This window comes from Gottfriedia acidiceleris (assembly GCF_050457485.1).
Lineage (GTDB): Bacteria > Bacillota > Bacilli > Bacillales > Bacillaceae_G > Gottfriedia > Gottfriedia acidiceleris_D.
Genome location: NZ_JBCMJM010000012.1, coordinates 26911 through 50334, shown reverse-complemented (window position 1 = coordinate 50334; position 23424 = coordinate 26911). Strand labels below are relative to the sequence as shown.

General features: G+C 32.5%; 23 protein-coding genes. 8 read left to right on the top strand and 15 right to left on the bottom strand.

The annotated features are described in order from the left end of the window. Positions 1-4 precede the first annotated feature (4 nt). The 5 genes from ABEY15_RS13330 to ABEY15_RS13310 all read left to right on the top strand — a co-directional run bounded on the left by ABEY15_RS13330 (position 5) and on the right by ABEY15_RS13310 (position 5848). Positions 5-1090, top strand: a complete 1086-nt coding sequence (locus ABEY15_RS13330; protein ID WP_429890591.1) for a YheC/YheD family protein — start codon at positions 5-7, stop codon at positions 1088-1090. Then, on the top strand, positions 1090-2445 hold the full coding sequence (locus tag ABEY15_RS13325) for a YheC/YheD family protein (protein WP_429890590.1): 1356 nt from the start codon (positions 1090-1092) through the stop codon (positions 2443-2445). Before ABEY15_RS13330 ends, ABEY15_RS13325 begins: the two co-directional genes overlap by 1 nt. Next, positions 2442-3617: a YheC/YheD family protein gene (locus ABEY15_RS13320; protein ID WP_429890588.1), complete on the top strand. Its 1176-nt coding sequence runs from the start codon at positions 2442-2444 to the stop codon at positions 3615-3617. The genes ABEY15_RS13325 and ABEY15_RS13320 overlap by 4 nt, the downstream gene beginning before the upstream one ends. Before the next feature lie 78 nt (positions 3618-3695). Then, on the top strand, positions 3696-4619 hold the full coding sequence (locus ABEY15_RS13315; RefSeq protein ID WP_429890587.1) for a PucR family transcriptional regulator: 924 nt from the start codon (positions 3696-3698) through the stop codon (positions 4617-4619). Between the two features lie 131 nt (positions 4620-4750). Continuing rightward, complete coding sequence (locus ABEY15_RS13310; RefSeq protein ID WP_429890585.1) at positions 4751-5848, top strand: ABC transporter ATP-binding protein; 1098 nt, start codon at positions 4751-4753, stop codon at positions 5846-5848. 55 nt (positions 5849-5903) lie between these two features. On the opposite strand, the gene ABEY15_RS13305 is transcribed toward ABEY15_RS13310, so the two are convergent. From ABEY15_RS13305 to ABEY15_RS13270, 8 genes are all read right to left on the bottom strand, one after another. Further along, positions 5904-6155, bottom strand: coding sequence for a hypothetical protein (locus ABEY15_RS13305; RefSeq protein ID WP_056472046.1), 252 nt, complete (start codon positions 6153-6155; stop codon positions 5904-5906). A 67-nt stretch (positions 6156-6222) separates the two neighbouring features. After that, positions 6223-6417, bottom strand: coding sequence for an alpha/beta-type small acid-soluble spore protein (locus tag ABEY15_RS13300; protein WP_088012142.1), 195 nt, complete (start codon positions 6415-6417; stop codon positions 6223-6225). A 189-nt stretch (positions 6418-6606) separates the two neighbouring features. Continuing rightward, positions 6607-7341, bottom strand: a complete 735-nt coding sequence (locus tag ABEY15_RS13295) for an amino acid ABC transporter ATP-binding protein (protein WP_429890583.1) — start codon at positions 7339-7341, stop codon at positions 6607-6609. A gap of 14 nt (positions 7342-7355) precedes the next feature. After that, the gene (locus ABEY15_RS13290; RefSeq protein ID WP_429890581.1) at positions 7356-8051 is read right to left on the bottom strand and encodes an amino acid ABC transporter permease; all 696 of its coding nucleotides are present in this window, start codon (positions 8049-8051) and stop codon (positions 7356-7358) included. Next, on the bottom strand, positions 8038-8835 hold the full coding sequence (locus tag ABEY15_RS13285) for an amino acid ABC transporter substrate-binding protein (protein WP_429890764.1): 798 nt from the start codon (positions 8833-8835) through the stop codon (positions 8038-8040). Before ABEY15_RS13285 ends, ABEY15_RS13290 begins: the two co-directional genes overlap by 14 nt. Before the next feature lie 328 nt (positions 8836-9163). Continuing rightward, positions 9164-10045, bottom strand: coding sequence for a hemolysin family protein (locus ABEY15_RS13280; protein ID WP_429890580.1), 882 nt, complete (start codon positions 10043-10045; stop codon positions 9164-9166). A gap of 397 nt (positions 10046-10442) precedes the next feature. Continuing rightward, the gene (locus tag ABEY15_RS13275; protein WP_429890578.1) at positions 10443-11759 is read right to left on the bottom strand and encodes a hemolysin family protein; all 1317 of its coding nucleotides are present in this window, start codon (positions 11757-11759) and stop codon (positions 10443-10445) included. 163 nt (positions 11760-11922) lie between these two features. Then, positions 11923-12339: a MerR family transcriptional regulator gene (locus ABEY15_RS13270; RefSeq protein WP_429890576.1), complete on the bottom strand. Its 417-nt coding sequence runs from the start codon at positions 12337-12339 to the stop codon at positions 11923-11925. 246 nt (positions 12340-12585) lie between these two features. On the opposite strand from ABEY15_RS13270, the gene ABEY15_RS13265 reads away from it, so the two are divergent. Then, positions 12586-13221, top strand: a complete 636-nt coding sequence (locus ABEY15_RS13265; protein WP_429890575.1) for an aminoglycoside phosphotransferase family protein — start codon at positions 12586-12588, stop codon at positions 13219-13221. A gap of 289 nt (positions 13222-13510) precedes the next feature. Here ABEY15_RS13265 and ABEY15_RS13260 read toward each other — a convergent pair whose 3' ends face one another. After that, on the bottom strand, positions 13511-13768 hold the full coding sequence (locus ABEY15_RS13260; protein WP_429890762.1) for an HD-GYP domain-containing protein: 258 nt from the start codon (positions 13766-13768) through the stop codon (positions 13511-13513). 742 nt (positions 13769-14510) lie between these two features. On the opposite strand from ABEY15_RS13260, the gene serC reads away from it, so the two are divergent. Both serC and ABEY15_RS13250 read left to right on the top strand, forming a co-directional pair. After that, positions 14511-15605, top strand: a complete 1095-nt coding sequence (gene serC, locus ABEY15_RS13255; protein WP_429890574.1) for a 3-phosphoserine/phosphohydroxythreonine transaminase — start codon at positions 14511-14513, stop codon at positions 15603-15605. Further along, positions 15602-16762 (top strand): phosphoglycerate dehydrogenase, encoded by a 1161-nt coding sequence (locus ABEY15_RS13250; protein WP_429890573.1) that lies wholly within the window; start codon positions 15602-15604, stop codon positions 16760-16762. The genes serC and ABEY15_RS13250 overlap by 4 nt, the downstream gene beginning before the upstream one ends. A 118-nt stretch (positions 16763-16880) precedes the next feature. On the opposite strand, the gene ABEY15_RS13245 is transcribed toward ABEY15_RS13250, so the two are convergent. The 6 genes from ABEY15_RS13245 to ABEY15_RS13220 form a co-directional block, all read right to left on the bottom strand. Next, positions 16881-18071, bottom strand: coding sequence for an acetyl-CoA C-acetyltransferase (locus ABEY15_RS13245; RefSeq protein WP_429890571.1), 1191 nt, complete (start codon positions 18069-18071; stop codon positions 16881-16883). Positions 18072-18123: 52 nt separating this feature from the next. After that, on the bottom strand, positions 18124-19542 hold the full coding sequence (locus ABEY15_RS13240; protein WP_429890569.1) for a sigma-54 interaction domain-containing protein: 1419 nt from the start codon (positions 19540-19542) through the stop codon (positions 18124-18126). An 83-nt stretch (positions 19543-19625) separates the two neighbouring features. Then, positions 19626-20402, bottom strand: a complete 777-nt coding sequence (locus ABEY15_RS13235; protein WP_429890760.1) for a 3-hydroxybutyrate dehydrogenase — start codon at positions 20400-20402, stop codon at positions 19626-19628. A gap of 30 nt (positions 20403-20432) precedes the next feature. Continuing rightward, complete coding sequence (locus tag ABEY15_RS13230; RefSeq protein ID WP_429890568.1) at positions 20433-21089, bottom strand: 3-oxoacid CoA-transferase subunit B; 657 nt, start codon at positions 21087-21089, stop codon at positions 20433-20435. Positions 21090-21101: 12 nt separating this feature from the next. Continuing rightward, the gene (locus tag ABEY15_RS13225) at positions 21102-21803 is read right to left on the bottom strand and encodes a CoA transferase subunit A (RefSeq protein ID WP_025568519.1); all 702 of its coding nucleotides are present in this window, start codon (positions 21801-21803) and stop codon (positions 21102-21104) included. Positions 21804-21845: 42 nt separating this feature from the next. Beyond that, positions 21846-23276 carry a GntP family permease gene (locus tag ABEY15_RS13220; protein ID WP_429890567.1) on the bottom strand — a complete coding sequence of 477 codons (1431 nt, stop codon included), beginning with the start codon at positions 23274-23276 and terminating at the stop codon, positions 21846-21848. Between the last annotated feature and the right edge of the window lie 148 nt (positions 23277-23424).

Genomic DNA, 23424 nt, shown 5'->3' with positions numbered 1-23424 from the left:
AAGAATGAGAATAGGTTATTTATCTCTTAAAGAAAGACAAGAAGGTGAATACGTTCAGCATATGGCGAAAGAAGCAAGTAAACTTGGTTACGAATTCGTTCAATTTACCCCTTTTAATATTCAACCAGCTACTGAAGAAATTATGGGCTGGAAGTATATAGCAGAAACAGAACAATGGGAGAAAACAACATTTGAAATACCGAATTTTATTTATGATCGTTGTTTCTATTCCCCAAGTATTAAAAGTAAGCAGGCAAAGCCTATTGTTGACTGGCTAAAAAAACGTAAAGACATCACTTTTTTAGGATATGGACTGCCAGGAAAATGGGAAACTTATCAAGCTCTAGCAACTGATGAAAGTTTAAATCCATATATCCCTAAAACAAAGAAACTATTACACTTAGCTGTATTTTTTGAAGAACTTAGAAAAACGCGCAAGCTCGTCATTAAACCGATCCATGGTTCAAGAGGAATCAATATTTATTTTATTACGTTAAGTGCCTATTCAATTAGTGTTTCAACACAAAAACAAAAGGAAGTAATTGAAACTGTTTATGAAACACGAGATGAATTTTTTGAGTGGCTACAGCCGATTGTTGAATCAAAAGGATATGTTTATCAAAATTATCTAGACCTCCAAACAAAATCACATGAAGCATTTGATTTAAGGATCCTTTTACAAAAAAATGAAAAAGGTGAGTGGCAAGCTATTGGAAAAGGTGTTCGCATCGGTCAGCCTAATTCAATTGTTGCAAATTTAAGTGCGGGAAGTAATGCAGTTCCATTTGAAAAATGGATTACTCAATTTAATCAAAGAACTGCTTTAATATTACAGCAAGATATTGAAACAATATGCAAACAATTACCAGTCACCCTTGAAAAGAACTTTCTTCCATTATTTGAAATAGGTTTAGATTTAGGCATTGATTCAAATCAAGCCATCTGGATTTTAGATGTTAATTCAAAGCCTGGTAGAAAAGTTTTACTTCAAACCGACCCTTCTATCCAGCAAAAGCTTTACTCAGCACCAATTCAGTATTGTTTACATTTACAATCGAAATCTAAAAGTGAAAGAAGTGAAATTAAATAATGAATGAAGTTTATAAAATCGTTACTCATCGACAGAGTAAGAATCTAGTATGTATACCTGAAGAGCTTACTACTTCTAGAAATATTGAATATATTGCTTTTGGTCAAAAAAAATACCCTTGTCAACTAGTTACGATGAATACACTTCACAATATTATTTCGATATCAGAGCATTTAGTCGAAATGCTCTGTATACCTTTTGATGGTTCTATTGAGCCCATTATTATCGGAAATACATTACAGCTTGGGCCACTAGTCGGAATTTTCACCGCTGGCTTTACTGAGTCACTACTTCGCCCTATCGGTGATCGTAGCTTTATGTTTGCAAACTTAATTGCAGAAAATAATCAGAAAAATAGCTTTATATTTGTATTTGGTACTCACGGAATCGATTGGGAATCTGAAACCATTCAAGGTTATTTCTTTACAAATAAAAGATGGACCAAAGAAGTCGTTCCTTTTCCAACGGTTATTTATAATAGGTTACCTAATCGAAAAGTTGAGGTTCATAAATCAATTAAACGGGTACGTCATAAATTAGAAAAAGAATACAAAATCCCTTGGTTTAATCCTGGATTCTTCAATAAATGGGACTTATATGTAAAATTAAAAAATGAAGAATCAGTTGCACATTATCTCCCGAAAACAGTAAAGTTCCATAATTTTGACACGATTGAAGAATTATTATCGCAATACCAATTTGTATACGTTAAACCCGAAAATGGTAGCCTCGGTTCAAAAGTCATTTTAATTCGTTACCACCGAGAAGAAGGAATTTATTATTGTAGATATCGTGATTTTGAAACAAATAAACTTCAAAAATTCTCATCACTCCAATCTTTAATTAATCATGTTTTTCGTAGCACCAAGTTACATGACTTCATTGTACAACAAGGTATTTCACTAATTCGCTACGAGCATCAGCCTGTCGATTTTCGAGTTCATACAAACAAGGATGCTTTAGGAAAATGGCATGTAACGGTTATTGCCGCAAAAGTAGCAGGAAAAGGTAGCACAACTACTCACTTAAATAACGGTGGTCGAGTGAAAACTCTTGAAGAATTATTTGATCAGGAAAAAGCGAAAAGAATACATGATAAATTAACTACAGCAGCGTTAAAAATTAGTGAATCTTTAGATCGTCAAGTAGATGGTCATATCGGAGAAATTGGATTTGATATAGGTGTTGATAAGGATGAAAAAATTTGGCTTTTCGAAGCAAATTCTAAACCTGGAAGATCAATCTTTTCAAATCCTAGTTTCCAAGAAAATGACAAACAGATTAAAAAACTATTTTTGGAATATGCTACTCATCTTTCCAAAAAGGGTAATGAACTCGAGGTTTCAATGAAATGATCTCTGTTTTTTATCATCTTGATAAAAATACTTGGTCGCATGACCATAGTGAATCAAGATATTCCATAGGCCATAATCGGCTTACTATATTACCATCCCAAGACGATCGTTTAAATTCCATACAATTTCAGGTAAAAAAAACCGGAACACATTTAGGCCCTATTATCGGTATTTTAACAAACGAAGATCGGCTACCTTTTAGTGGAAATATTAAGACCTTTAAAAGAATTTGTAAGAAGGTATTAACTGATGGCGGTATACCTATCATATTAACCCCTACCGCCCTCTCTGGTAATTCGGTTAAATGTTATACGTTTTGTTTTAAAACAAAAAAATGGCTTAAGCTATATTCCCCATTACCAGACGTAATTTATAATCGCATCCCATCTGTACAGTACGAATCTAACGATGCTTATAAAAATTTCCGAGATAAAATCTCAGAACTAAACATTCCTTTTTTTAACGAATCATATCTCTCAAAAATACAAACAACGTCACTATTATCTTCAAACGACTTTTTAAAAAGTTATATACCAAAAACAGTCGATTTAACTAGCGAAAAAGATTTATATTTCTATTTAAAAAAATGGAAATTTCTATATATAAAGAAGCATAATTCTTCAAAGGGATTTGGCGTATTTAAGCTCTCCTTGAAAAGTGATAAAGAAGTCATAATCCGTAATGCATTTCATGTAGAATTGGTGAAATCAATTAGTGATTGTTGGAAATTTCTTTGTTCATTAAGCGAGGATTTTATTTGTCAACAAGGGATACTGAGCGAATTACCAGATGGAAGAAAGTTTGATCTACGAATTCTTGCACATAAAAATGAAAATAATTATATTCTTTCCGGTATCGGTGTAAGAGTAGGATCATTTAATGCTATTACAACTCATGTACCTAGAGGTGGTAGCATTATTACGATTGAAGAACTACCGATTGAATTAAATTTTTCATTATTACAAGAAATAGTCAGACAAACAGGAACTGCTTTAAATATGGACGATGCGCATTTTTATGAATTTTCAATGGATATCGGAATTCAAAACAATCATTACTATATTTTTGAAATTAACTCTAAACCAATGGTCTTTGACGAAATTGCGATAAAAGAACAAGGACTTGAAAACTTAATTCGACTATTTTATGAACTTTCGAATTTTAAACAGTAGTTACTCAGCTACTGTTCTTTTTTATTTTTTCCAACAGTGATAAACTAAAATGAAATAATGCGTCGGAAGGTAATGATTATGATCGATAAAATTAAGACATTATTTGGGAGTGAGTCTGTTTCAGTCACACCTGATGAAAGTACATATATGGATTATTCTTGGTTTTCTACTGAGAATCAAGAAATTTTCGGGATTAAAAAAAATACAATATCAGAGGAACAAAATAATCTATTGGAATGTCTTTTTACAAAATTAGAATCAGATGAAATTCTGATGCCATCTGCACAAAGCGAATGGTTTCAATATTTATTTTTCTGTAAAGGACATAATCCTTTCTCTTTCGAAACCGAGGTTTCTCTCCCTACTTCAATTCGTTTTATTCATTTTTATAGCAATCAGTTATTCTCTAGTAAAAATGAGTTTGAAGAAGCAATCAATGCATTCTTTCATAAAGAAGTAATAGTCGTTTGGAATTCTGCTAAGGAAGGCGTTATTATTGAAAAAATAATCGATCAACCATTTAACAAAGAATTTTTAGAACATATGCAAGAAATCATTGCAGCTGACTTGTACCATGATGTTACCTTTTTTGTAGGAAAACGCTATTCACCATTAGCGAATCTAAGTCTTTATTTTGATATTGAACATCAATGTTTTAAAAAAGCTTTATCCGTAAAAAAGCAAAAAAATATACTTTGGTTTTCAAAAGAAATGCTTTATTACATCCTTTCATTTTTACCAGATGATTTACAAAAGGAATTACCTAATTTATTTTTGAATGATATGAAAATTGATGATCCAATTCTTTCAACGGTAAAAATCTTTCTTCAACAAAATTTAAATGTTACTGCTACTTCAAAAAAAGCTTTTTTACATCGAAATACTGTCCAATATCGTCTTGATAAGTTTTCGGAACAAACCGGTATAGATTTAAAGCATTTTGAGGATGGACTAGTTATATTTTTAGCCATTCATCTACTTGAGATCGTGAATGAAAATTAATTAAAGCCTATTTTGTGCACCTTGTACAAAGTAGGCTATTTTTTTTGTGAACCTTTGCCATTGTTTAAAAACGTTTAAATGTTTACAATTTAATCAATGAAACCGATTACAAATAGTTGGAGGTAATACTAATGGCAGAATTAAAATTAGATCACATTTATAAAATTTATGATAATAACGTAACAGCTGTAAAAGATTTTAATCTTCATATTGAAGACAAAGAATTTATCGTATTCGTTGGTCCTTCTGGATGCGGTAAATCAACAACACTTCGAATGATCGCTGGTTTAGAAGATATTTCAAAAGGTGACTTCTTTATTGACGGCAAGCGTGTAAATGATGTTCAACCAAAAGATCGTGACATCGCAATGGTATTCCAAAACTACGCACTTTACCCACATATGACTGTATATGATAACATGGCTTTCGGATTAAAATTACGTAAGTTTGACAAAGCAGAAATTGATCGACGTGTAAAAGATGCTGCACGTATTTTAGGTCTTGAGGAATATTTAACTCGTAAACCAAAAGCTTTATCTGGTGGACAACGTCAACGTGTAGCTCTTGGTCGTGCAATTGTACGTGATGCAAAAGTATTCTTAATGGACGAGCCTTTATCAAACTTAGATGCTAAATTACGTGTTGCAATGCGTTCTGAGATTTCAAAATTACATCAACGTCTTCAAACGACAACGATTTATGTAACACACGATCAAACAGAAGCAATGACAATGGCAACACGTTTAGTAGTAATGAAAGATGGTATTATTCAACAAGTAGGTACACCAAAGGAAGTTTATGATCGCCCAGAAAACGTATTCGTTGGTGGATTTATTGGTTCACCTGCAATGAACTTTGTTTCTGGTAAAGTTGAAGATGGTCACTTTAACTTAGGTAGCAAAAAAGTTGCGATACCTGAAGGAAAAATGAAAACATTACGCGATAATGGATATGTTGGAAAAGAAGTTATTTTAGGTGTACGTCCTGAAGATTTACATGACGAACCAGTATTTATCGAAGCATCTCAAGGTACAGTTCTTGATTTAAAAATTGAAGTAGCTGAGCTTTTAGGAGCAGAATCAATGCTTTACACTAACTTTGAAGGTAATACATTAGTAGCAAGATTAGATGCACGTTCGACATTTACACATGGTCAAATAATTAAATTAGCAGTAGATATGAACAAAGTTCATTTCTTTGATAAAGAAACAGAATCTCGTATCCGATAATTCAATAATGAATTAAACATTAAAATAACGCGGTACCATTTTAATTGGTACTGCGTTATTTTATTTTCTCAATAATTTTAAGAAAACCTTCGTTACAATCTGGACAGTTAAACATATGAGTACAATACTGATTTGAATTATGCTCAGTTAATCCATCGGCTTTTGCTGAAATGTCATAATCTAAATATGGACTATATTTATCTTCGTAATCAACAGCTCTGCCTTTATCTTCACAATGATTTTCACAAATAGGACATTTTAATTTATAATGCTCAATTCCATTGCACAGTGGACAAATACCATCCATAAAAAACTCACTCCAATTCATTAAGAAAGGATGGAGATTAATCTCCATCCCTTATTGGCCATAGTTATTATTTTGTATAACCACCTAAGCTTTGTTCAGCCATTTGAACTAAACGTTTAGTGATTTCTCCTCCTACAGAACCGTTAGCACGAGCTGTAGAATCAGGACCTAAAGTTACTCCAAACTCAGAAGCGATTTCATACTTCATAGAATCTAATGCTTGTTGTGCACCATTTACTACTAAGCTGTTGTTGTTTGCCATGTTGTCTCACCTCCTTATGTAAGTGTAATGATAGTATGACTCTAATCGATTAACATATGTATGTTTAGCTAATGTAAATTTTGGAAAAAACAATTTAATTTATTTACCTCCTTTTTTACATAAAAAAAGCACTAGATCAACGTCTAGTACTAGTTTTTTACACTACTTTATAAAATATTTAATCTTGAATTACTGGATTAATTGTAAAAATTGTTTTGTTCTTGCATGCTTAGGATGCTCTAAAACGTCTTTAGGATGACCTTGTTCAACAATATAACCGCCGTCCATAAAAATGACTTCATCGGCAACATCACGTGCAAATTTCATTTCATGCGTAACGACAATCATAGTCATTCCCTCTTCTGCTAACTCCTTCATTACCTTTAGAACTTCTTGTACAAGCTCTGGATCTAATGCTGAAGTTGGTTCATCAAATAAAATGACTGTTGGTTCTAAGGCTAACGCTCTAGCAATCCCCACACGCTGTTGCTGACCACCTGAAAGTTGGTGTGGTAATAAATTTATTTTCTCTTCTAATCCTACTTTAATAAGTAGGTCAATTGCTTTCTTTTTGGCAACATCTTTTTTTATTTTTTGTACAGTTACTAGGCCTTCCATTACATTTTCTAACGCTGTTAAGTGAGGAAATAAATGATGTTGTTGAAAAACCATACCTGTTTTACTTCTTAAAGAAATAATTTCTTTTTTAGTAACCTTATTAGAAAAATCTAAAGTCTGTTCATCAATTGTTATTTTTCCATCAGTCGGATGCTCTAAAACATTAATACATCTTAAAAATGTAGTTTTCCCAGAACCAGAAGGGCCGATAATAGCAGTAACAGTACCTTTTTCTACATTTAAACTAACATCTTTTAATACTTCTAATTCCCCAAAACTTTTTTTAATATTTTCTAGTTTTATCATAAGTTCTTCCTCCATTACTTAGCAACATAGCGTTCAACTCGAGCTTCTAATCGACCTTGAATGACTGAAAGGAAGAAGCAAATTATCCAATAGATGAATGCAGCTTCTATATAGACAACTAAAAATTTATAGTTCGTTGCAGCTATTTCCTGGGCTGTTCTAAACATTTCAGTTACTAAAATTAATGAAGCCAAAGAAGTGTCTTTTACTAAACTAATAAAAGTATTTGATAACGGCGGTAAAGAAACTCTAGCCGCTTGAGGAATAATAATTCGTTTTAATGTTTGATTATATGTCATGCCGATTGAATAAGCAGCTTCCCATTGACCCTTATCAATCGACTGAATTGATCCTCTAATAATTTCAGATGCGTAAGCACCAACACTTAATGAAAAACCAATAATAGCAGAAATATAAGGTGATATTGTTACATGTATTGTAGGTAAACCATAAAAAATAATAAATAATTGTACTAAAAGAGGAGTCCCTCTAATGATTGAAACATAAAATTTTGCTACTCCATTTAAGAATTTATTACCTGACAGACGGAAAAGTGCGGTAATAAATGCTAATACAAGACCTACTACAAATGTAATAATTGTTAATGGAATAGTACCTATTAAAGCAGTTTTAACCATTGGAAGGAAAGAATCCTTCGCAATGGTTAAATTGTCAATCCACTCTGGACTGAGTATATTATTTAAGTCCATCTTTACCGAACCATTTTTGTACTATTTCATCATACTTCCCGTCTTTTTTCATATCTTCAAGTGCTTTGTTCACTGCTTTTACTAATGAATCATCATCTTTACGGAACATAAATCCACTGTTAGAAGCATCATTTTCTAAAGCAGCGATTTTTACTTTATTGTCGCCTGTTTCTTTTAAATAGTTTTGAATTGATAATTTATCGTTAATCGTAACATCAGCACGGCCTGTTTCAATTAATTGAATTGCTTGGCTAAAACCTTCTACTCCAACTAATTTAGCTCCATATTTTTTAGCTAAATCACCATAATTACTAGTTAAAGATTGAGCAGCATTTAAGCCTTTAATTCCATCAAATGAGTTAACTTTTGAATCTGATTTTACAACTAATGCACCTGATGATGTAATATATGGATCAGAGAAATAATATTTTTTCTCACGATCTGGTCTAATACCAACTTCATTTGCAATGATGTCAAAACGTTTTGCATCTAAACCTGCAAACATTGCATCCCATTGAGTTTCAAAATATTTTGGTTTTACTCCTAAACGTTTTGCAACTTCATTTGATAAATCAACATCAAAACCTGTTAATTTACCAGACTTATCATGGAACGTGAAAGGTGCGTATGTACCTTCAGTACCAATTTTTAACTCTCCGCTATCTTTCACTTGAGTTAATAAATCTTTTCCTTTTGCAGTTTCTTCTTTTTTATTTGTATTGCAGCCTGCCATAACACCTGCTGCTAAAAATAACGAACCTAATGTTAAACCAATTTTCTTAATATTCATTCTTTAATCTCCCTTAACCTTATCGGAATTGTTTGTTTTGAATTGTGTGTCTTAAATATATTGCATGTATTAAAAAATTACAACAAAAAAATCTTATATTTTTATTATTTTTCTTTTTGTCTTTTTAATTCTATTTTTATGATTGAAAATGAAAGTTGGAAAAACCGAGCGTCTAAGGAAAACAACTACTTATCATTATCCTAAAATTACCAAAATAAGAAAGTAAAAAACGTAGTCGACAAAGTACATATTGTCATGTGGATTTCTTTTAAGTCCAAACTGCATAACCAATTAAGTCCACAAACATAAAAAAACTCGGCTCCTAAGAACCGAGTTTACTTTGCAAATTTTGGTGGTTTATTTTTACAATTACACTTTGTATTCTTCTATTTTGAACTTCTTTAATGATGAAGGTTAAATTTTTATATTGAAGGAATTCTCCATTTTTTGGTATATGTTTAAAACTTTCAAATAACCATCCACCTAATGTTAAATATCTACTACTAGGTTTTTTTATGTTAAATCGATTAAAAAAACTCGATAAGTCAATTGCGGCTTGGAATTGGTATTCATTCTCATTTATTTGGAAAAAATCATCCTCTTGCTCGTCAAATTCATCTCTAATTTCGCCAACTAGTTCCTCTATTATATCTTCAAGCGTGACGATACCGGAAGTTCCTCCAAATTCATCCATAACAATAGCAAGATGTGCATTTTGTTTTTGAAGAATTTTTAGCACTGCAGAAATTTTCATTGTTTCCATAACAAAAATCGGCTCTCTAATCAGTTCATGAATATTAACTGTTTGTTTTTGTATTAATTGAGTTAAAAATTCCCTTTCAGAAATTACACCTATTATATGATCAATATCCTGCTCATAAACTGGGATTCTAGAATACCGTTCCTGTAAAAATAAATTACATATATAGTCCATAGATTCATTTATATCAATCGCTACCACATTTGTTCGGGGTGTCAAAATGTCATTTACTTTTTTTTCTTTAAAAGTGATTGTTCTTAAAAATAATTCATCTTCGTACAAGTTAAATTGATCTTCATCAACAACATCAAATAAATAAGTATGAGTTAAAAGATGTTTTTCTTTTGAATCTACATTTTTTCGATTCTTAGATTCCTTAAAAAAAAGTCGGTTAATAAAGTTTAAAAAATTTTTTATACCTTTACCCGAGGGAGCATCTGACAAGCACTTCACACCCCTATAACAAATTTTTAAATTATAAACTATCGACAATCCTTTACAAATATTTAATTTATATGTATTCAATAAAGGTAAAATTATGCAAAAAAAAGCCTCTTACTTTAGAAAAGTAGAGGGGGGAAAAATGAGGTATTGTACGAAACGATTAAAAAATAAGCTGATTGAAATAGTTAATAAAATAACTAGTAGAAGAATTAGAACCTCTGCTCAAATCAACCTTACAACCTTATTTTATAATAAAATGAAGTGTATTAGAGTTGTAAGTTGTTAACTTTTTGTGAATTATTGTACAAAGTATAACACTATAAGGTTTTAGTATTAATTTGTTTAAGAAACAAAAAAAGAAGGTATAAAAAATTATACCTTCTTTTTCATCTTATCTTTATAATTCTACTGCCTGAATTAACTCATTTTTTTTTATTTCAACTAATTTAACTTGGTGTGAATCTAATTCAACAACTTTGAATTCAAAGTCCTCAAATATGACAGATTCACCTTGTTGGATGTCGTGATTTTGAGTTAAGATCCACCCACCAATTGTATCAACATCATCTTCCTCAACATATAGACCGAATAAATCATTAATTTCAGTAATTAATACTTTTCCGTCTACAATCTTATGTGATTCTGAAATATGTTGAACTGCTGGTTTTTCATCATCATCATATTCGTCACGTATTTCCCCAACAATCTCCTCAAGGATATCTTCCATTGTTAATAATCCCGCTGTTCCACCATATTCATCATACAGTATTGCAAGTGGAATACGTTTCTTTTGCATTAACAATAATAAATCATGGATTGCGATTGTTTCAATTACCTGAATAACTGGGCGGGTATAGTTTGCGAAATCGTATGTTTTTTCAACTTTCCCATCAAGATAGCGAATAAAAAAGTCTTTTACATTAACCATACCTAATATATCATCTTTATCTTCACCAAAAACTGGGTAACGTGTATATTTTTCGTTTTTAATTATTTCAATTTGTTCTTCAATTGGGTCTTCTGCATATAAACCGATAATTTCAGTACGAGGGACCATAATTTCTTTTGCAAGTCGGTTATCGAATTCAAAAATATTATTTAAATATTTATACTCAGCCTGATTAATTTCTCCGCTTTCAAAGCTTTCTGATAAAATAATTCTCAATTCTTCCTCAGTATGAACTTCCTCTGATTCAGATGCTGGCTTAACTCCAAATAATCCTGTAAAAAACCTTGCAGAACTATTTAGTGCCCAAATAAATGGATAAGCTATTTTATAGAAAACAATAAGTGGAGTAGAAAGTATTAGTGTGATCGATTCAGCTTTTTGAATAGCAACCGTTTTAGGTGCTAGCTCACCAATTACAACGTGAATAAATGTCATAAATGAGAAAGCTAAAATAAACGAAATAGTGGTAGAGATTGTTCCGTTTAATCCAAGAAATTCTACGACTGGGTGTATAAGATGTTCAAACGTTGGTTCACCTAAATAACCTAATCCTAAAGCTGTAACCGTAATACCTAATTGACAAGCTGATAAATATTCATCCAAACTCGTCGTAACCTTTTTAGCAGCTACTGCACCTCGCTTTTTTTCGGCTACTAGTTGATCAATTCTACTTGATCTAACTTTCACTATTGCAAATTCTGCTGCTACGAAAAAAGCTGTAAGTGCGATTAAAACTGCAATCATAAACAAGTTAACTATGTCCAATGACGAACTCGAGTATATTACTCGAGTATTCACCTCCTGAGAATTTCAATCTACAAAAATATAAAATTATTATTTTACTTACTTAATAGATTACCATAATTTAGTAAAACATACATATTTTATAGCTTTAATAAATTGTTAAGTTTTAAAATTAATTTAGTCATTATTTTACAAAATGTTTCAATGTTTCAAATAACGGAAATGTATGATGTGACAATGAATCTACTAAAGCATTTTTTTCACAATCATTCATACCCGATATTACTGGTACTAATTGAGCTAATTTAGCTTCAAGCTCAATAATTTGATTTGATATTTGTTGAATTTGTTCAAAAACATAATTTTTTTGATTATAATTAGTTTGCAGTAAATCTTTTATCTCTTCTAAGGATATTCTCATTTTTTTACAATGTTCAATAAATCTGAGAGTCTCAATTGCCTCTGTGGAATAATATCGATAGTTTGATTCAGATCGTTTTGCTTCTAGTAACCCTAATTTTGTATAATAATCAATTGTTCTTTTTGAAACTTGAGCTATTTCAGCTAACTCACCAATGCGATACTCGATCCCAAGTGACAACCCTCCCCATTTTAAATAATATTACTATTATATAATTTAGAAAGTATACAGTCAAACGTTACAGTTCTACATAAATTTCGTTATATGTTATGTATAAAAATAAATATTATTATAAATTTTTTAGTAATCTTTGTTGTTTTTGGTGTTTGATTTCCGTTCCAGAATGCTCGCTTTCCATGGTGCGAAACCTGAGCCTCCTCGGCCAGCCTCCCCAAAAAATTAAGAAATAAACTTGGAGGTGTAATTTTGAAATTAAACGTTAACATAATTCAAAAGGTTCCATTTTTACAATCAGCAAATTCTATTTCGCAAGTAAAAAAGGGATTTTCATTTGAAGAAAAGTGGATGGTTAAAGGTAATATCGACGAGGATTTGTTTATTAAAATTTATGAATTTGATCGTACTGGTCATGCTAAATTGCTTAATTCATATCTTGAACACTTTTATGAAACAGGGTCAATTGTCCCAAAACCTGTACATTTAGTTGAAATTCCAGAAGAGGGCGTGACCATACATGCTGTCAAGTCTGTAGATGGAATTGATGGTGTGGAGTACTTGCAAACGATTTCTAAGAAACAACACTATAAATTAGGTATTCAAGCTGGAAATGAATTGCTTAAAATTCATTCTTTAACAAATCCAGACCAACATCAATCTTGGAAAGATATGAGACTTACTAAATACAATCGATACATAGATTTACTAATAGAATCTTCTATTTCATTTCCAGAACTTGATTTAATTCTTAATTTTGTTGAGGAAAACAAACACCTATTATTAAATCGACCAATTACATTTTTACACGATGATTTTCATCCATCAAATTTACTTTTTAAAGATGCGCAACTAAAAGCTGTTATTGATTTTGATCGATTTGAATAGGGAGATCCATACCATGATTTTCACAAGATTGCTCTTTTTACAAAAGATATAAGTACCCCGTTTGCAATAGGGCAAATTGATGGATATTTTTCAAACAATCCACCTGATGATTTTTGGACTCTGTATTCTTTATACGCTGCGATGATTATTCCATCAGATATAATTTGGTCTTATAAAACTACACCACATTTAGTTGATTCCATGTGGAAAAGGGTTCGAACGATATTAGATGACCATAATAATTTTAATGAAACAGTACCAAGATGGTATAACATTAAGAGTAGCCAATTTAAATAAGGCTACTCTCTTTTTGCTGATTTAGTCCTTTTGGATATCCTTTTCCATCGTATCGTTCATGATGGTATAAAACGATATCAAAGATGCCATTTTCATTAAAAATAGCAATATGCTTAATAATGTCATATCCAATCACAGGATGTTTTTTAATTGTATTATATTCATCCTCAGTTAATTTCTCATTCTTCAGTAATATATGCTCCGGAATTCCAATTTTACCAATATCATGTAATAGCCCCCCTTGATGGATGGCTGCACATAGCTTTTAGATAATTTCATTTTCTTTGCAATTTTATAAGCAATATTGGCAACACATTCTGAGTTATGTGCAGTGTAGTTGTCTCTGGAATCTAGTGCCTTTGATAGAGCTAATATTAACTCGATCGATCCAGTTTTAACTCTCTGATATTGTTTCATTAAACCGACTGATATGTACGTGATTAAGTAATATGTAAAAAAATAGCTAATAATATGCCATGTCTGGGGAATTAAATAGTATCTAGAAAGCACTATTATTGTAGAAACTAAGATGATAAACCAATTAGAACAGTTGTAAAAACCAAGCCAAATATTACAGTATCAAGCATGTACAGAAGGTAAAAACTATCATTTTTTTCAGAACAAATTAGATTAAATAATACACTCACCGCAAAAGAAATGTAAAAAGCATAACGAAATAAACTGGATCGTTAAACCATTTTGAAAACATTTAAACTCCCTTAAAAACAATATAATCATTTAAATTTTCCATAATCTTCTAAAACTATTCATTTTTAATTATTAATCAAATTATTAACCGACTTAATTTTTCATTTGTATTCATATAAACTTACTAATTTAAGTACTTCAATCAATTACATTCCCTTTTCATAAATGCGAAAATTAAAATTTTTTGTGAAATTTTTATTATTTTATTTCATCTTTTATTGACCAACGTATATCGGTGGTTTAAAGTTAGAATATTAAAAAAATAACTAGTGAGGATGATTTTTATGGAACGCGTTTTTAATTTCTCTGCTGGCCCATCTGTCTTGCCTGTTCCAGTATTGGAAAAGGTACAAAAAGAACTTGTTTCTTACGGTACTTCTGGTATGTCAGTTATGGAAATGAGTCATCGTTCGGCTGAGTTTGAAGGAATTATTAGGAAATGTGAAAGCTTATTGCGTGAACTTTTAGAAATTCCATCAAATTATAAAGTGTTATTTTTACAAGGTGGAGCATCAACTCAGTTTTCAATGATTCCATTGAACTTATTAAGAAAGTATAAAAAAGCTGCTTATATTAATACAGGAACTTGGTCAAAGAAAGCAATCTCCGAGGCGAAAAAATATGGAGATGTTGATGTTATTGCTTCTTCTGAGGATGAAAATTTTTCATATATTCCTAATTTAGAAGATTTAGCTCTTTTTGAACCTTACGATTATTTACATATTACAACGAATAACACAATTGAGGGGACAAAATACTCTACTTACCCTAAAACAAATTCTCCATTAGTTGCAGACTTTTCTTCAAATATTCTTTCTGAACCAATTGATGTCTCAAAATTTGGTTTAATATATGCTGGAGCACAAAAAAACATCGGTCCAGCAGGTTTAACAATTGTCATTATTAGAGATGATCTCATTGGGAATGCAGATAAAAATTGCCCAACAATGCTTGACTATAAAACACATGTAGAAGCTTCTTCACTTTATAATACACCTCCTACATTCAGCATTTATGTAGCGATGCTGGTTTTAGAATGGATTAAAGAATCAGGTGGTTTAAATCGTATTTATCAAACTAATCTTTTAAAATCTCAATTATTATATGATTTTATCGATCAATCTGACTTGTTCTCTTCACCAGTTAAGAAAGAGAGCAGATCACTTATGAATATTCCATTTACATCAACTTCTGATGAATTAAATAAGCAATTTCTTGCTCAGGCAAATTCTGCTGGCTTGGTGAATCTTGAAGGTCATCGATCAGTTGGGGGAATGCGAGCTAGCATTTATAATGCGATGCCATTAGAAGGCGTTGAGAAATTAGTTCATTTTATGAGTCAATTTGAAAAGAAAATAGTAGAGGAGATTGTAAGATGATAAAAATTCAAACATTAAATAATATTTCTGAGCACGGAATGAAAGAATTTCCTTTGGAAAATTATACGATTAACAATCAATTAAATGAACCGGATGGAATTCTTTTAAGAAGCCATAGTATGCATGAAATGAACATACCAAGCAGTGTTAAAGCAATCGCAAGGGCTGGCGCTGGTGTAAATAATATTCCTATTGATGAATGTACTTCAAGAGGAATTGTTGTATTTAATACGCCTGGTGCAAATGCAAATGCAGTTAAAGAACTAGTTCTGACAAGTTTATTCCTTTCTTCACGACGAATTATTGAAGGAATTGAGTGGACTCGTTCTTTATTTGGTGAAGAAAATGTTACCAAAATTGTAGAAGCTGGTAAAAAAGAATTTGCAGGAGCAGAGATTGCAGGAAAGAAATTAGGTATTATTGGTTTAGGAGCAATTGGTGCACTTGTAGCAAATGACGCTCTTGCGTTAGATATGGAAGTATATGGTTATGATCCTTATATATCAGTCGAAACTGCATGGCGATTATCTAGGAATGTACAACGAATCGATAATTTAGAACAGATTTTTTCAACATGCGATTATATAACAATCCATGTGCCTTTAACACCTGAAACAAAAGGATTTGTGAATGAAAAACTTTTATCAGGAATGAAAAAGGGAACAAGATTACTTAATTTTTCACGATCTGAATTAGTAGATGATGTTGCACTTGAATACGCGCTGAATAACGGGACTGTAGGAGTTTATGTAACAGATTTTCCAAATGAAAAAGTGATTGGTATGAAGAATGTCATTCCAATTCCTCATTTAGGAGCATCAACAACTGAATCAGAAGAAAACTGTGCCCGAATGGCAGCAAAACAATTAAAAAATTATTTGGAAACTGGTAATATTAAAAACTCTGTTAATTTTCCAAATGTAGAATTACCTTATACAGGGAAAAAACGTATTACGATTGCACATAAAAACATTCCAAATATGGTCGGTCAAATTACAGGATTACTAGCAAACTATCAAGTAAATATTGCTGATATGCTTAACCGAAGTAAAGGTGCTTTTGCTTATACAATGATTGACCTTGATGAAACAATCAATGGTCCAGTTGAACAGCTGTTAAGAGATATTGAGGGTGTTATTTCAGTAAGAATCATCTAACCTTCAGACTGTTGACAAGCGCTTGCAATCAGTCTGATAATCAATTTTTTTGAATTTTGATTAACACAATAAAGCGGTAGGTCTCATTACAAGAGTCCTACCGCTTTTTTCTTAATATTTATTCAAAACAATTTTCAATAATTGTCGCAACGCCTTCTCCGCCACCAATACATAGTGTTGCAAGACCGTACTGTGTCTCTCTTCTCTTCATTTCATGAATCAATGTAACTAGTATTCTAGTTCCACTTGCACCGATTGGATGTCCGAGTGCAATCGAGCCTCCATTTACATTAACAATATTTTCATCAAAACCGCATTCCTTCATGACAGAAATCGATTGCACAGCAAATGCTTCGTTTGCTTCAATTAAGCCTATTTCACTTAATTCAATCGATGATTTCTCAAGTGCTTTTTTAGCTGCAAATGCTGCTCCAATTCCCATTATGCTCGGATCAACGCCTGCACTACTATTTGCATTAATTTTTACTAATGGTTTAATACCTAGTTCTCTTGCTTTACTTTCACTCATTAATACAACCGCTGCTGCGCCATCATTTATACCAGAGGCATTTGCTGCTGTAACTGTTCCATTTTTTTCAAAGGCTGGTCTTAGTGATGAAATTTTCTCAACTGTAGCACCAAATTTTGGATATTCATCCTCCTTAAAGATGATTGGGTCCTTCTTCCTTTGTGGAATTTCAATCGCAACAATTTCATCTTCAAATTTACCGGCCTTAATTGCATTCTCGGCTTTTTGTTGGCTATTTACTGCAAACTCATCTTGTTTTTCTCTAGAAACTTCATAACGAACTGCTAAATTTTCAGCTGTGTTTCCCATGTGATAATCATTAAACGCACACCATAGTCCGTCTGCAATCATACTATCAACAATCTTTTGATCGCCCATTCTATATCCATCTCTTGCACCTTTAAGTAAATATGGTGCTTGACTCATATTTTCCATACCTCCAGCAACTATAATTTCAGCATCTCCTGCTATAATTGCTTGAGTCGCTAAATGGACTGATTTTAATCCAGAACCGCAAACTTTATTTATTGTCATTGCTGAGACAGTATTTGGGAGTCCTGCCTTTAATGCTGATTGTCTAGCTGGATTTTGACCTAAACCAGCTTGAAGTACATTTCCCATTATAACTTCATCAACTTGACTTTCTTGAATACCGGCTCTATTAATCGCTTCTTTAATAACTTTAGCGCCTAATTCTACTGCACTTACATCTTTCAATGTACCACTGAAACTTCCGATTGCAGTTCTAACAGCACTAACAATTACAACGTTCTCACTCATTTTATTTCCCCCTTTTTATTTCATCCTAATTAACCAAACGACATGAAATCTTTTAACTTTTTATGTTATAAGCTTTACATTTTTCATAAAAAGTTGACTTACTAATTTCTAATAATTTTGCAGCTTCAATTTTATTACCTTGAGATTCAATTAGAGCTCTCTTAATAGCTTCCTTTTCAGTCTCTTCAATCATTTCTTTTAAAGATTTTAAAGAATTTTGATGGTTTAATTGAGATGCATTTATTTCGAATTCGACTGTATTTTTTTGATTGGTTGGATTTTCATATAAATAAAGAGGTAATTGCTTTGGTGTAATCACTTTACCATTTAGGACATTTATGCATCTCTCAAGTACGTTTTCTAGTTCTCGAATATTTCCTGGCCAATGATGTGACTTAAGAATTTGAAAAACTTCATTTGAAATTTGAATTCCGTTTCGATGAAATTTCCTTTCGAGTTTTTTTATTAACGAATCTGCTATGAGAGGTAAATCATTTATCCTTGATCTAAGTGGAGGAATGTCAATTTTAATTACATTTAAGCGGTAATACAAATCCTGACGGAATTCTTTTAATACTACCATCTTTTCAAGATTTCGATGCGTAGCGGCAATGACTCTTACATCAATGGAAATAGGAGAACTTCCACCAACTCTTTCAATCTCTCTTTCTTGAAGTACTCGCAGTAATTTACTTTGCATATGCAAAGTCATATCACCAATCTCATCTAAGAAAATCGTTCCTCGGTTCGCAATCTCAAATTTTCCTTTTTTCCCGCCTCTTTTTGCACCTGTAAAAGCACCTTCTTCATAACCAAAAAGCTCTGATTCTAGTAAATGCTCTGGAATTGAAGCACAATTTACTCGTACAAATGGAAAGTTTCTTCTTGGACTAGCATCGTGAATTGCATGTGCAAACAATTCCTTACCTGTACCAGATTCCCCAAAAAGTAAGATTGCAGATGAACTTGCAGATACTTGCTCTGCCAAATTTTTTGCAGCGTTAAAGATTGGCGTATCACCAATTATTTGATTGAAGCTATATTTACTACCTAATTCTTTCTCAAATTTTCTTTTATAATAGTTTAATTCTTCTACTAAAGGTTCTACTTTTTTAGAATACTCAATCCAATCTTGCGCATTTCGGAACATTACCGTTCCGACAGCACCTACTAATTCATCACCTACATACAGTGGATAACGATTAGCTACCATTTCTGTATTTTTTATTGGATGGATCTCCGCTACCTCCGCCTGACCGGTCTTGGCGACTATATGCATTCTAGAGTTTTCAATTACTTCTTCTACTGGCATACCAATCACTTCATGAGCAGAACGCCCAACAAACTCACAATACGATTCGTTCATATACAAAACTTTTCCTTCACGGTTAACGACAACAATCCACTCAGTTGCAAGATTAATAATCTCGGAAATCCAATCAAAAGGCAGACTCTCTAACATACTATTCATACCAATCCTCGCTTAAAATAGCAGGAAGTAGAAAGGATAAGAGCAGGAATCTCCCCCTGCTCAAACAACCTTTCACTCTGATCCTACTGAACTGTATATCCTGCATCTATTACATTCGCTTGACCTGTAACCCCACCAGTATATTCACTAGCAAGAAATACTGTATAATTTGCAATTTCTTTTACTGTAAGTAATCTTTTTTGAGGTACTAATGGATAAATTACTTCTTCAATTACACTTCCAATTGGTACATTTCTTGATTTTGCTAAGTCAGCCAACTGGTTTTGAACTAAAGGTGTATCTACATAGCCTGGGCAGATTGCATTGACTGTAATACCGTCACTTGCACCTTCTAATGCAGCAACCTTTGTTAAACCAATAACGCCATGCTTTGCGGAATTATAAGCTGCTTTTCCAGCAAACCCTATTAACCCATTGATAGAAGCCATATTAATAATGCGCCCATACTTTTGCTTTTTCATAATAGGAAATACATGTTTGATACTAATAAAAGGTGCAGTTAACATGACCTTAATCAGTAATTCGAATTTTTCAGTAGGGAAATCCTCAATTGATGAAACGTATTGTAATCCAGCATTGTTTATTAAAATATGTAATTCACCAAATTGATCGATTACTTTATGAAACGTGTCAACTACTTGTTCTTCATTTGTAACATCACATGCATAACCGATCGCATTAAACCCTAGCTCTCGTAACGAAGTAGCTGACTTTTGAACATTTTCCTTATTTAAGTCGGTTAAGACAACTGTTGCTCCTTGCTCTGCAAAGGTTTTAGCAATTTCAAAACCAATTCCACTACCGGCACCAGTTATCAGTGCAACCTTCTCAGAAAGCATTTGCTGCATTTGTTTGCCTCCTTTTAAAGATTAGTTCACGTTATTTAATAGCTTCGGACTAATTGTAAATGTAGCCTCTGTTTTTTCAGTAATTTCCTGAATTGTTGCTCCACCAACACATTCTACTAAAACCATTCCATTTTCTGTAAAATCAAAAACTGCTAATTCAGTAATTAGTCTATTAACTACGCTTTTTCCAGTTAAAGGTAAAGTACATGCTTTTTTAACTTTACTTTCACCGTATTTATTTGCATGTTCCATCACTACGACGATTTTCTTAGCACCATTTACTAAGTCCATCGCACCGCCCATACCTTTTACCATTTTTCCTGGAATCATCCAGTTAGCAAGGTCACCAGTTTCTGAGACTTCCATCCCACCTAAAATAGCTAAATCAATATGGCCTCCTCTAATCATCGCAAAAGATTCAGCGCTATCAAAATAAGAAGCTCCTTTAGCCGCAGTTACTGTTTCTTTACCTGCGTTGATTAAGTCAGCATCTAGTTCAGTTTCTGTTGGGTATGGTCCAATACCTAGTAAACCATTTTCAGATTGCAGCATTACTTCAATGCCTTCTGGAAGATAGTTTGCTAATAAAGTAGGTAGTCCAATTCCAAGGTTTACATACATACCATCTTGAATTTCTTTAACCGCAGTTTGAATAATTAATTGACGAATATCTTTCATGTTATTAGCCTCCTATACTCCTGTAGTCATTCTACGTTCAATTCGTTTTTCGTATGTTTCACCGTGGAATACGTGTTGTACATAAATACTTGGCGTATGAATTGCATCAGCATCAAGTTCTCCAACCTCTACTACTTCTTCAACTTCTGCAATTGTGATTTTTCCTGCCATCGCTGCTAGTGGGTTAAAGTTACGAGCAGTTTTTCTAAAAATTAGATTCCCTTGCTTATCAGCTTTCCACGCTTTAACAAATGCAAAGTCTCCTACGATCCCTTCTTCTAATAAATAAGTTCTTCCATTAAATACTTTATGTTCTTTTCCTTCTGCGATTGGTGTACCTACACCTGTTGCTGTGTAGAATCCTGGGATTCCAGCACCGCCTGCACGAATACGTTCAGCTAGTGTCCCTTGAGGAACAAGTTCTACTTCAAGTTCTCCACTTAAGAACTGCTTTTCAAAAATTTTATTTTCTCCAACATATGAAGAAACCATTTTTTTAATTTGTTTATTTGCTAATAAAAGACCAAGACCCCAATCGTCCACTCCACAGTTATTACTTACGATTGTTAAATCCTTTGTCCCTTTATCTCTTAATGCTAAAATCATTTTTTCAGGAATACCGCAAAGTCCAAAGCCACCGACAATAATCGTAGCTCCATCATGAATTTGTGAAACAACCTCTTCAACTGAAGTAATTACCTTATTCTTGCCCATTATTTTGCTCCCTTCAAAAGTAAGATTAGTAGTTTAACATTCTTAAACAAGTCCTGTAAGTTTAAATACTGCAATGATTAAGAATACTGCAACTGTTTTAATAATTGTTATTGCAAAAATATCTTTATATGACTGGCGATGTGTTAAACCAGTTACAGCTAATAATGTGATGACTGCACCATTATGAGGCAAAGTATCCATACCACCCGATGCCATCGAAATAACACGATGCATTACTTCCGGCGGAATATTATATTTATTAATCGCCTCGATATATTTATCAGACATTGCACTGAGTGCAATACCCATACCACCTGATGCAGAACCTGTAATACCTGCTAAAGTTGTAGTTGTCACAGCTCCATTTACTAATGGATCCGTAAATGTATGAGAGATTCCTTTACTTACCATTCCAAATCCAGGTAAAGCAGAGATTACTCCACCAAAACCATATTCAGCACCAGTATTCATAGAAGCAAGTAGTGCTCCACCAATGCTTGCATTAATACCTGTCTTTAGATTTGTACGCATATTCTTATAGCCATAAATCATCGCAGAAAGAATCCCAATAACTAGAGCACATTCAACTGACCAAATACCAACAACTGCAGTTATATCAACAACCCCAAAAGATTCTAGTCCAATTGATTTAAAATCAAATCCATTTGGATACCATTTTGGGAACGAAACAACAAAAAATTTATTTGAAAATCCAACTAATAAAAGTGGAACAAATGCTAGAATCTGTTTTAAAACTGGTGTAGAAGTATTTGTCGTTAATGAAGGAACTTCTGTTTGAGTTTCATTTGCAGCAGCTAGTTCTCCATTAAATCCTAAATAACCTTCACCCGCTTTTTCTGCTTTTTTACGTCTTGATTCTAAGTACCAAAGACCGACTGCAAGTACAAAAACAGCAGCTAAAATACCTAGAAATGGTGCCGCATAAATATCTGTTTTGAAAAATGTAGTTGGAATAACATTTTGAATTTGCGGTGTACCTGGCAATGCATCCATCGTAAATGTAAACGCACCAAGTGCGATTGTTCCAGGAATTAATCGTTTTGGAATATTACCTTCACGGAATAAGTTTGCAGCAAATGGATAAATAGCAAACACAACAACAAACAAGCTTACTCCACTATATGTTAAAATAGCTCCCATTAATACAATCGCTAAAATCGCTCTTTTTGCTCCAACTAATTGAATAATTGTTTTTGCGATTGATTCAGCAATTCCGGACATTTCAACGACTTTACCAAAAATTGCACCAAGTAAAAATACAGGAAAATATAGTTTTATGAAACCAACCATTTTTTCCATAAAAATATTACTAAAGAATGGAAGAATATAGCTTGGTTCAGTTAAAAGTACTGCAAATAAAGCACAAATTGGTGCAAATAAAATAACAGAAAACCCACGATAAGCAACAAACATTAAAAGTCCTAATGCTAATAAAATAATTAAGATTTCCATAATAACCTCCTTGTTATCTTTACGTATTGGCACTTTTTGATAACGCTTTCATTCAAATTCATTTTTTAATTTGAATTCCACTATTTACTGTATTTTGCTCCTTTCAACAGATTGTTCTTCTGTTTTTAATACAAGCAAATAGTGTGCC

Coding starts and splice junctions, on each gene's coding strand:
- ABEY15_RS13225 (WP_025568519.1), bottom strand. CDS start 21,803: ATGGGCAAGAATAAGGTAATTACTTCAGTTGAAGAGGTTGTTTCACAA.
- ABEY15_RS13330 (WP_429890591.1), top strand. CDS start 5: ATGAGAATAGGTTATTTATCTCTTAAAGAAAGACAAGAAGGTGAATAC.
- ABEY15_RS13315 (WP_429890587.1), top strand. CDS start 3,696: ATGATCGATAAAATTAAGACATTATTTGGGAGTGAGTCTGTTTCAGTC.
- ABEY15_RS13235 (WP_429890760.1), bottom strand. CDS start 20,402: ATGCTTTCTGAGAAGGTTGCACTGATAACTGGTGCCGGTAGTGGAATT.
- ABEY15_RS13295 (WP_429890583.1), bottom strand. CDS start 7,341: ATGATAAAACTAGAAAATATTAAAAAAAGTTTTGGGGAATTAGAAGTA.
- ABEY15_RS13325 (WP_429890590.1), top strand. CDS start 1,090: ATGAATGAAGTTTATAAAATCGTTACTCATCGACAGAGTAAGAATCTA.
- ABEY15_RS13300 (WP_088012142.1), bottom strand. CDS start 6,417: ATGGCAAACAACAACAGCTTAGTAGTAAATGGTGCACAACAAGCATTA.
- serC (WP_429890574.1), top strand. CDS start 14,511: ATGGAACGCGTTTTTAATTTCTCTGCTGGCCCATCTGTCTTGCCTGTT.
- ABEY15_RS13245 (WP_429890571.1), bottom strand. CDS start 18,071: ATGAGTGAGAACGTTGTAATTGTTAGTGCTGTTAGAACTGCAATCGGA.
- ABEY15_RS13240 (WP_429890569.1), bottom strand. CDS start 19,542: ATGAATAGTATGTTAGAGAGTCTGCCTTTTGATTGGATTTCCGAGATT.
- ABEY15_RS13250 (WP_429890573.1), top strand. CDS start 15,602: ATGATAAAAATTCAAACATTAAATAATATTTCTGAGCACGGAATGAAA.
- ABEY15_RS13230 (WP_429890568.1), bottom strand. CDS start 21,089: ATGAAAGATATTCGTCAATTAATTATTCAAACTGCGGTTAAAGAAATT.
- ABEY15_RS13305 (WP_056472046.1), bottom strand. CDS start 6,155: ATGGATGGTATTTGTCCACTGTGCAATGGAATTGAGCATTATAAATTA.
- ABEY15_RS13310 (WP_429890585.1), top strand. CDS start 4,751: ATGGCAGAATTAAAATTAGATCACATTTATAAAATTTATGATAATAAC.
- ABEY15_RS13290 (WP_429890581.1), bottom strand. CDS start 8,051: ATGGACTTAAATAATATACTCAGTCCAGAGTGGATTGACAATTTAACC.
- ABEY15_RS13320 (WP_429890588.1), top strand. CDS start 2,442: ATGATCTCTGTTTTTTATCATCTTGATAAAAATACTTGGTCGCATGAC.
- ABEY15_RS13220 (WP_429890567.1), bottom strand. CDS start 23,276: ATGGAAATCTTAATTATTTTATTAGCATTAGGACTTTTAATGTTTGTT.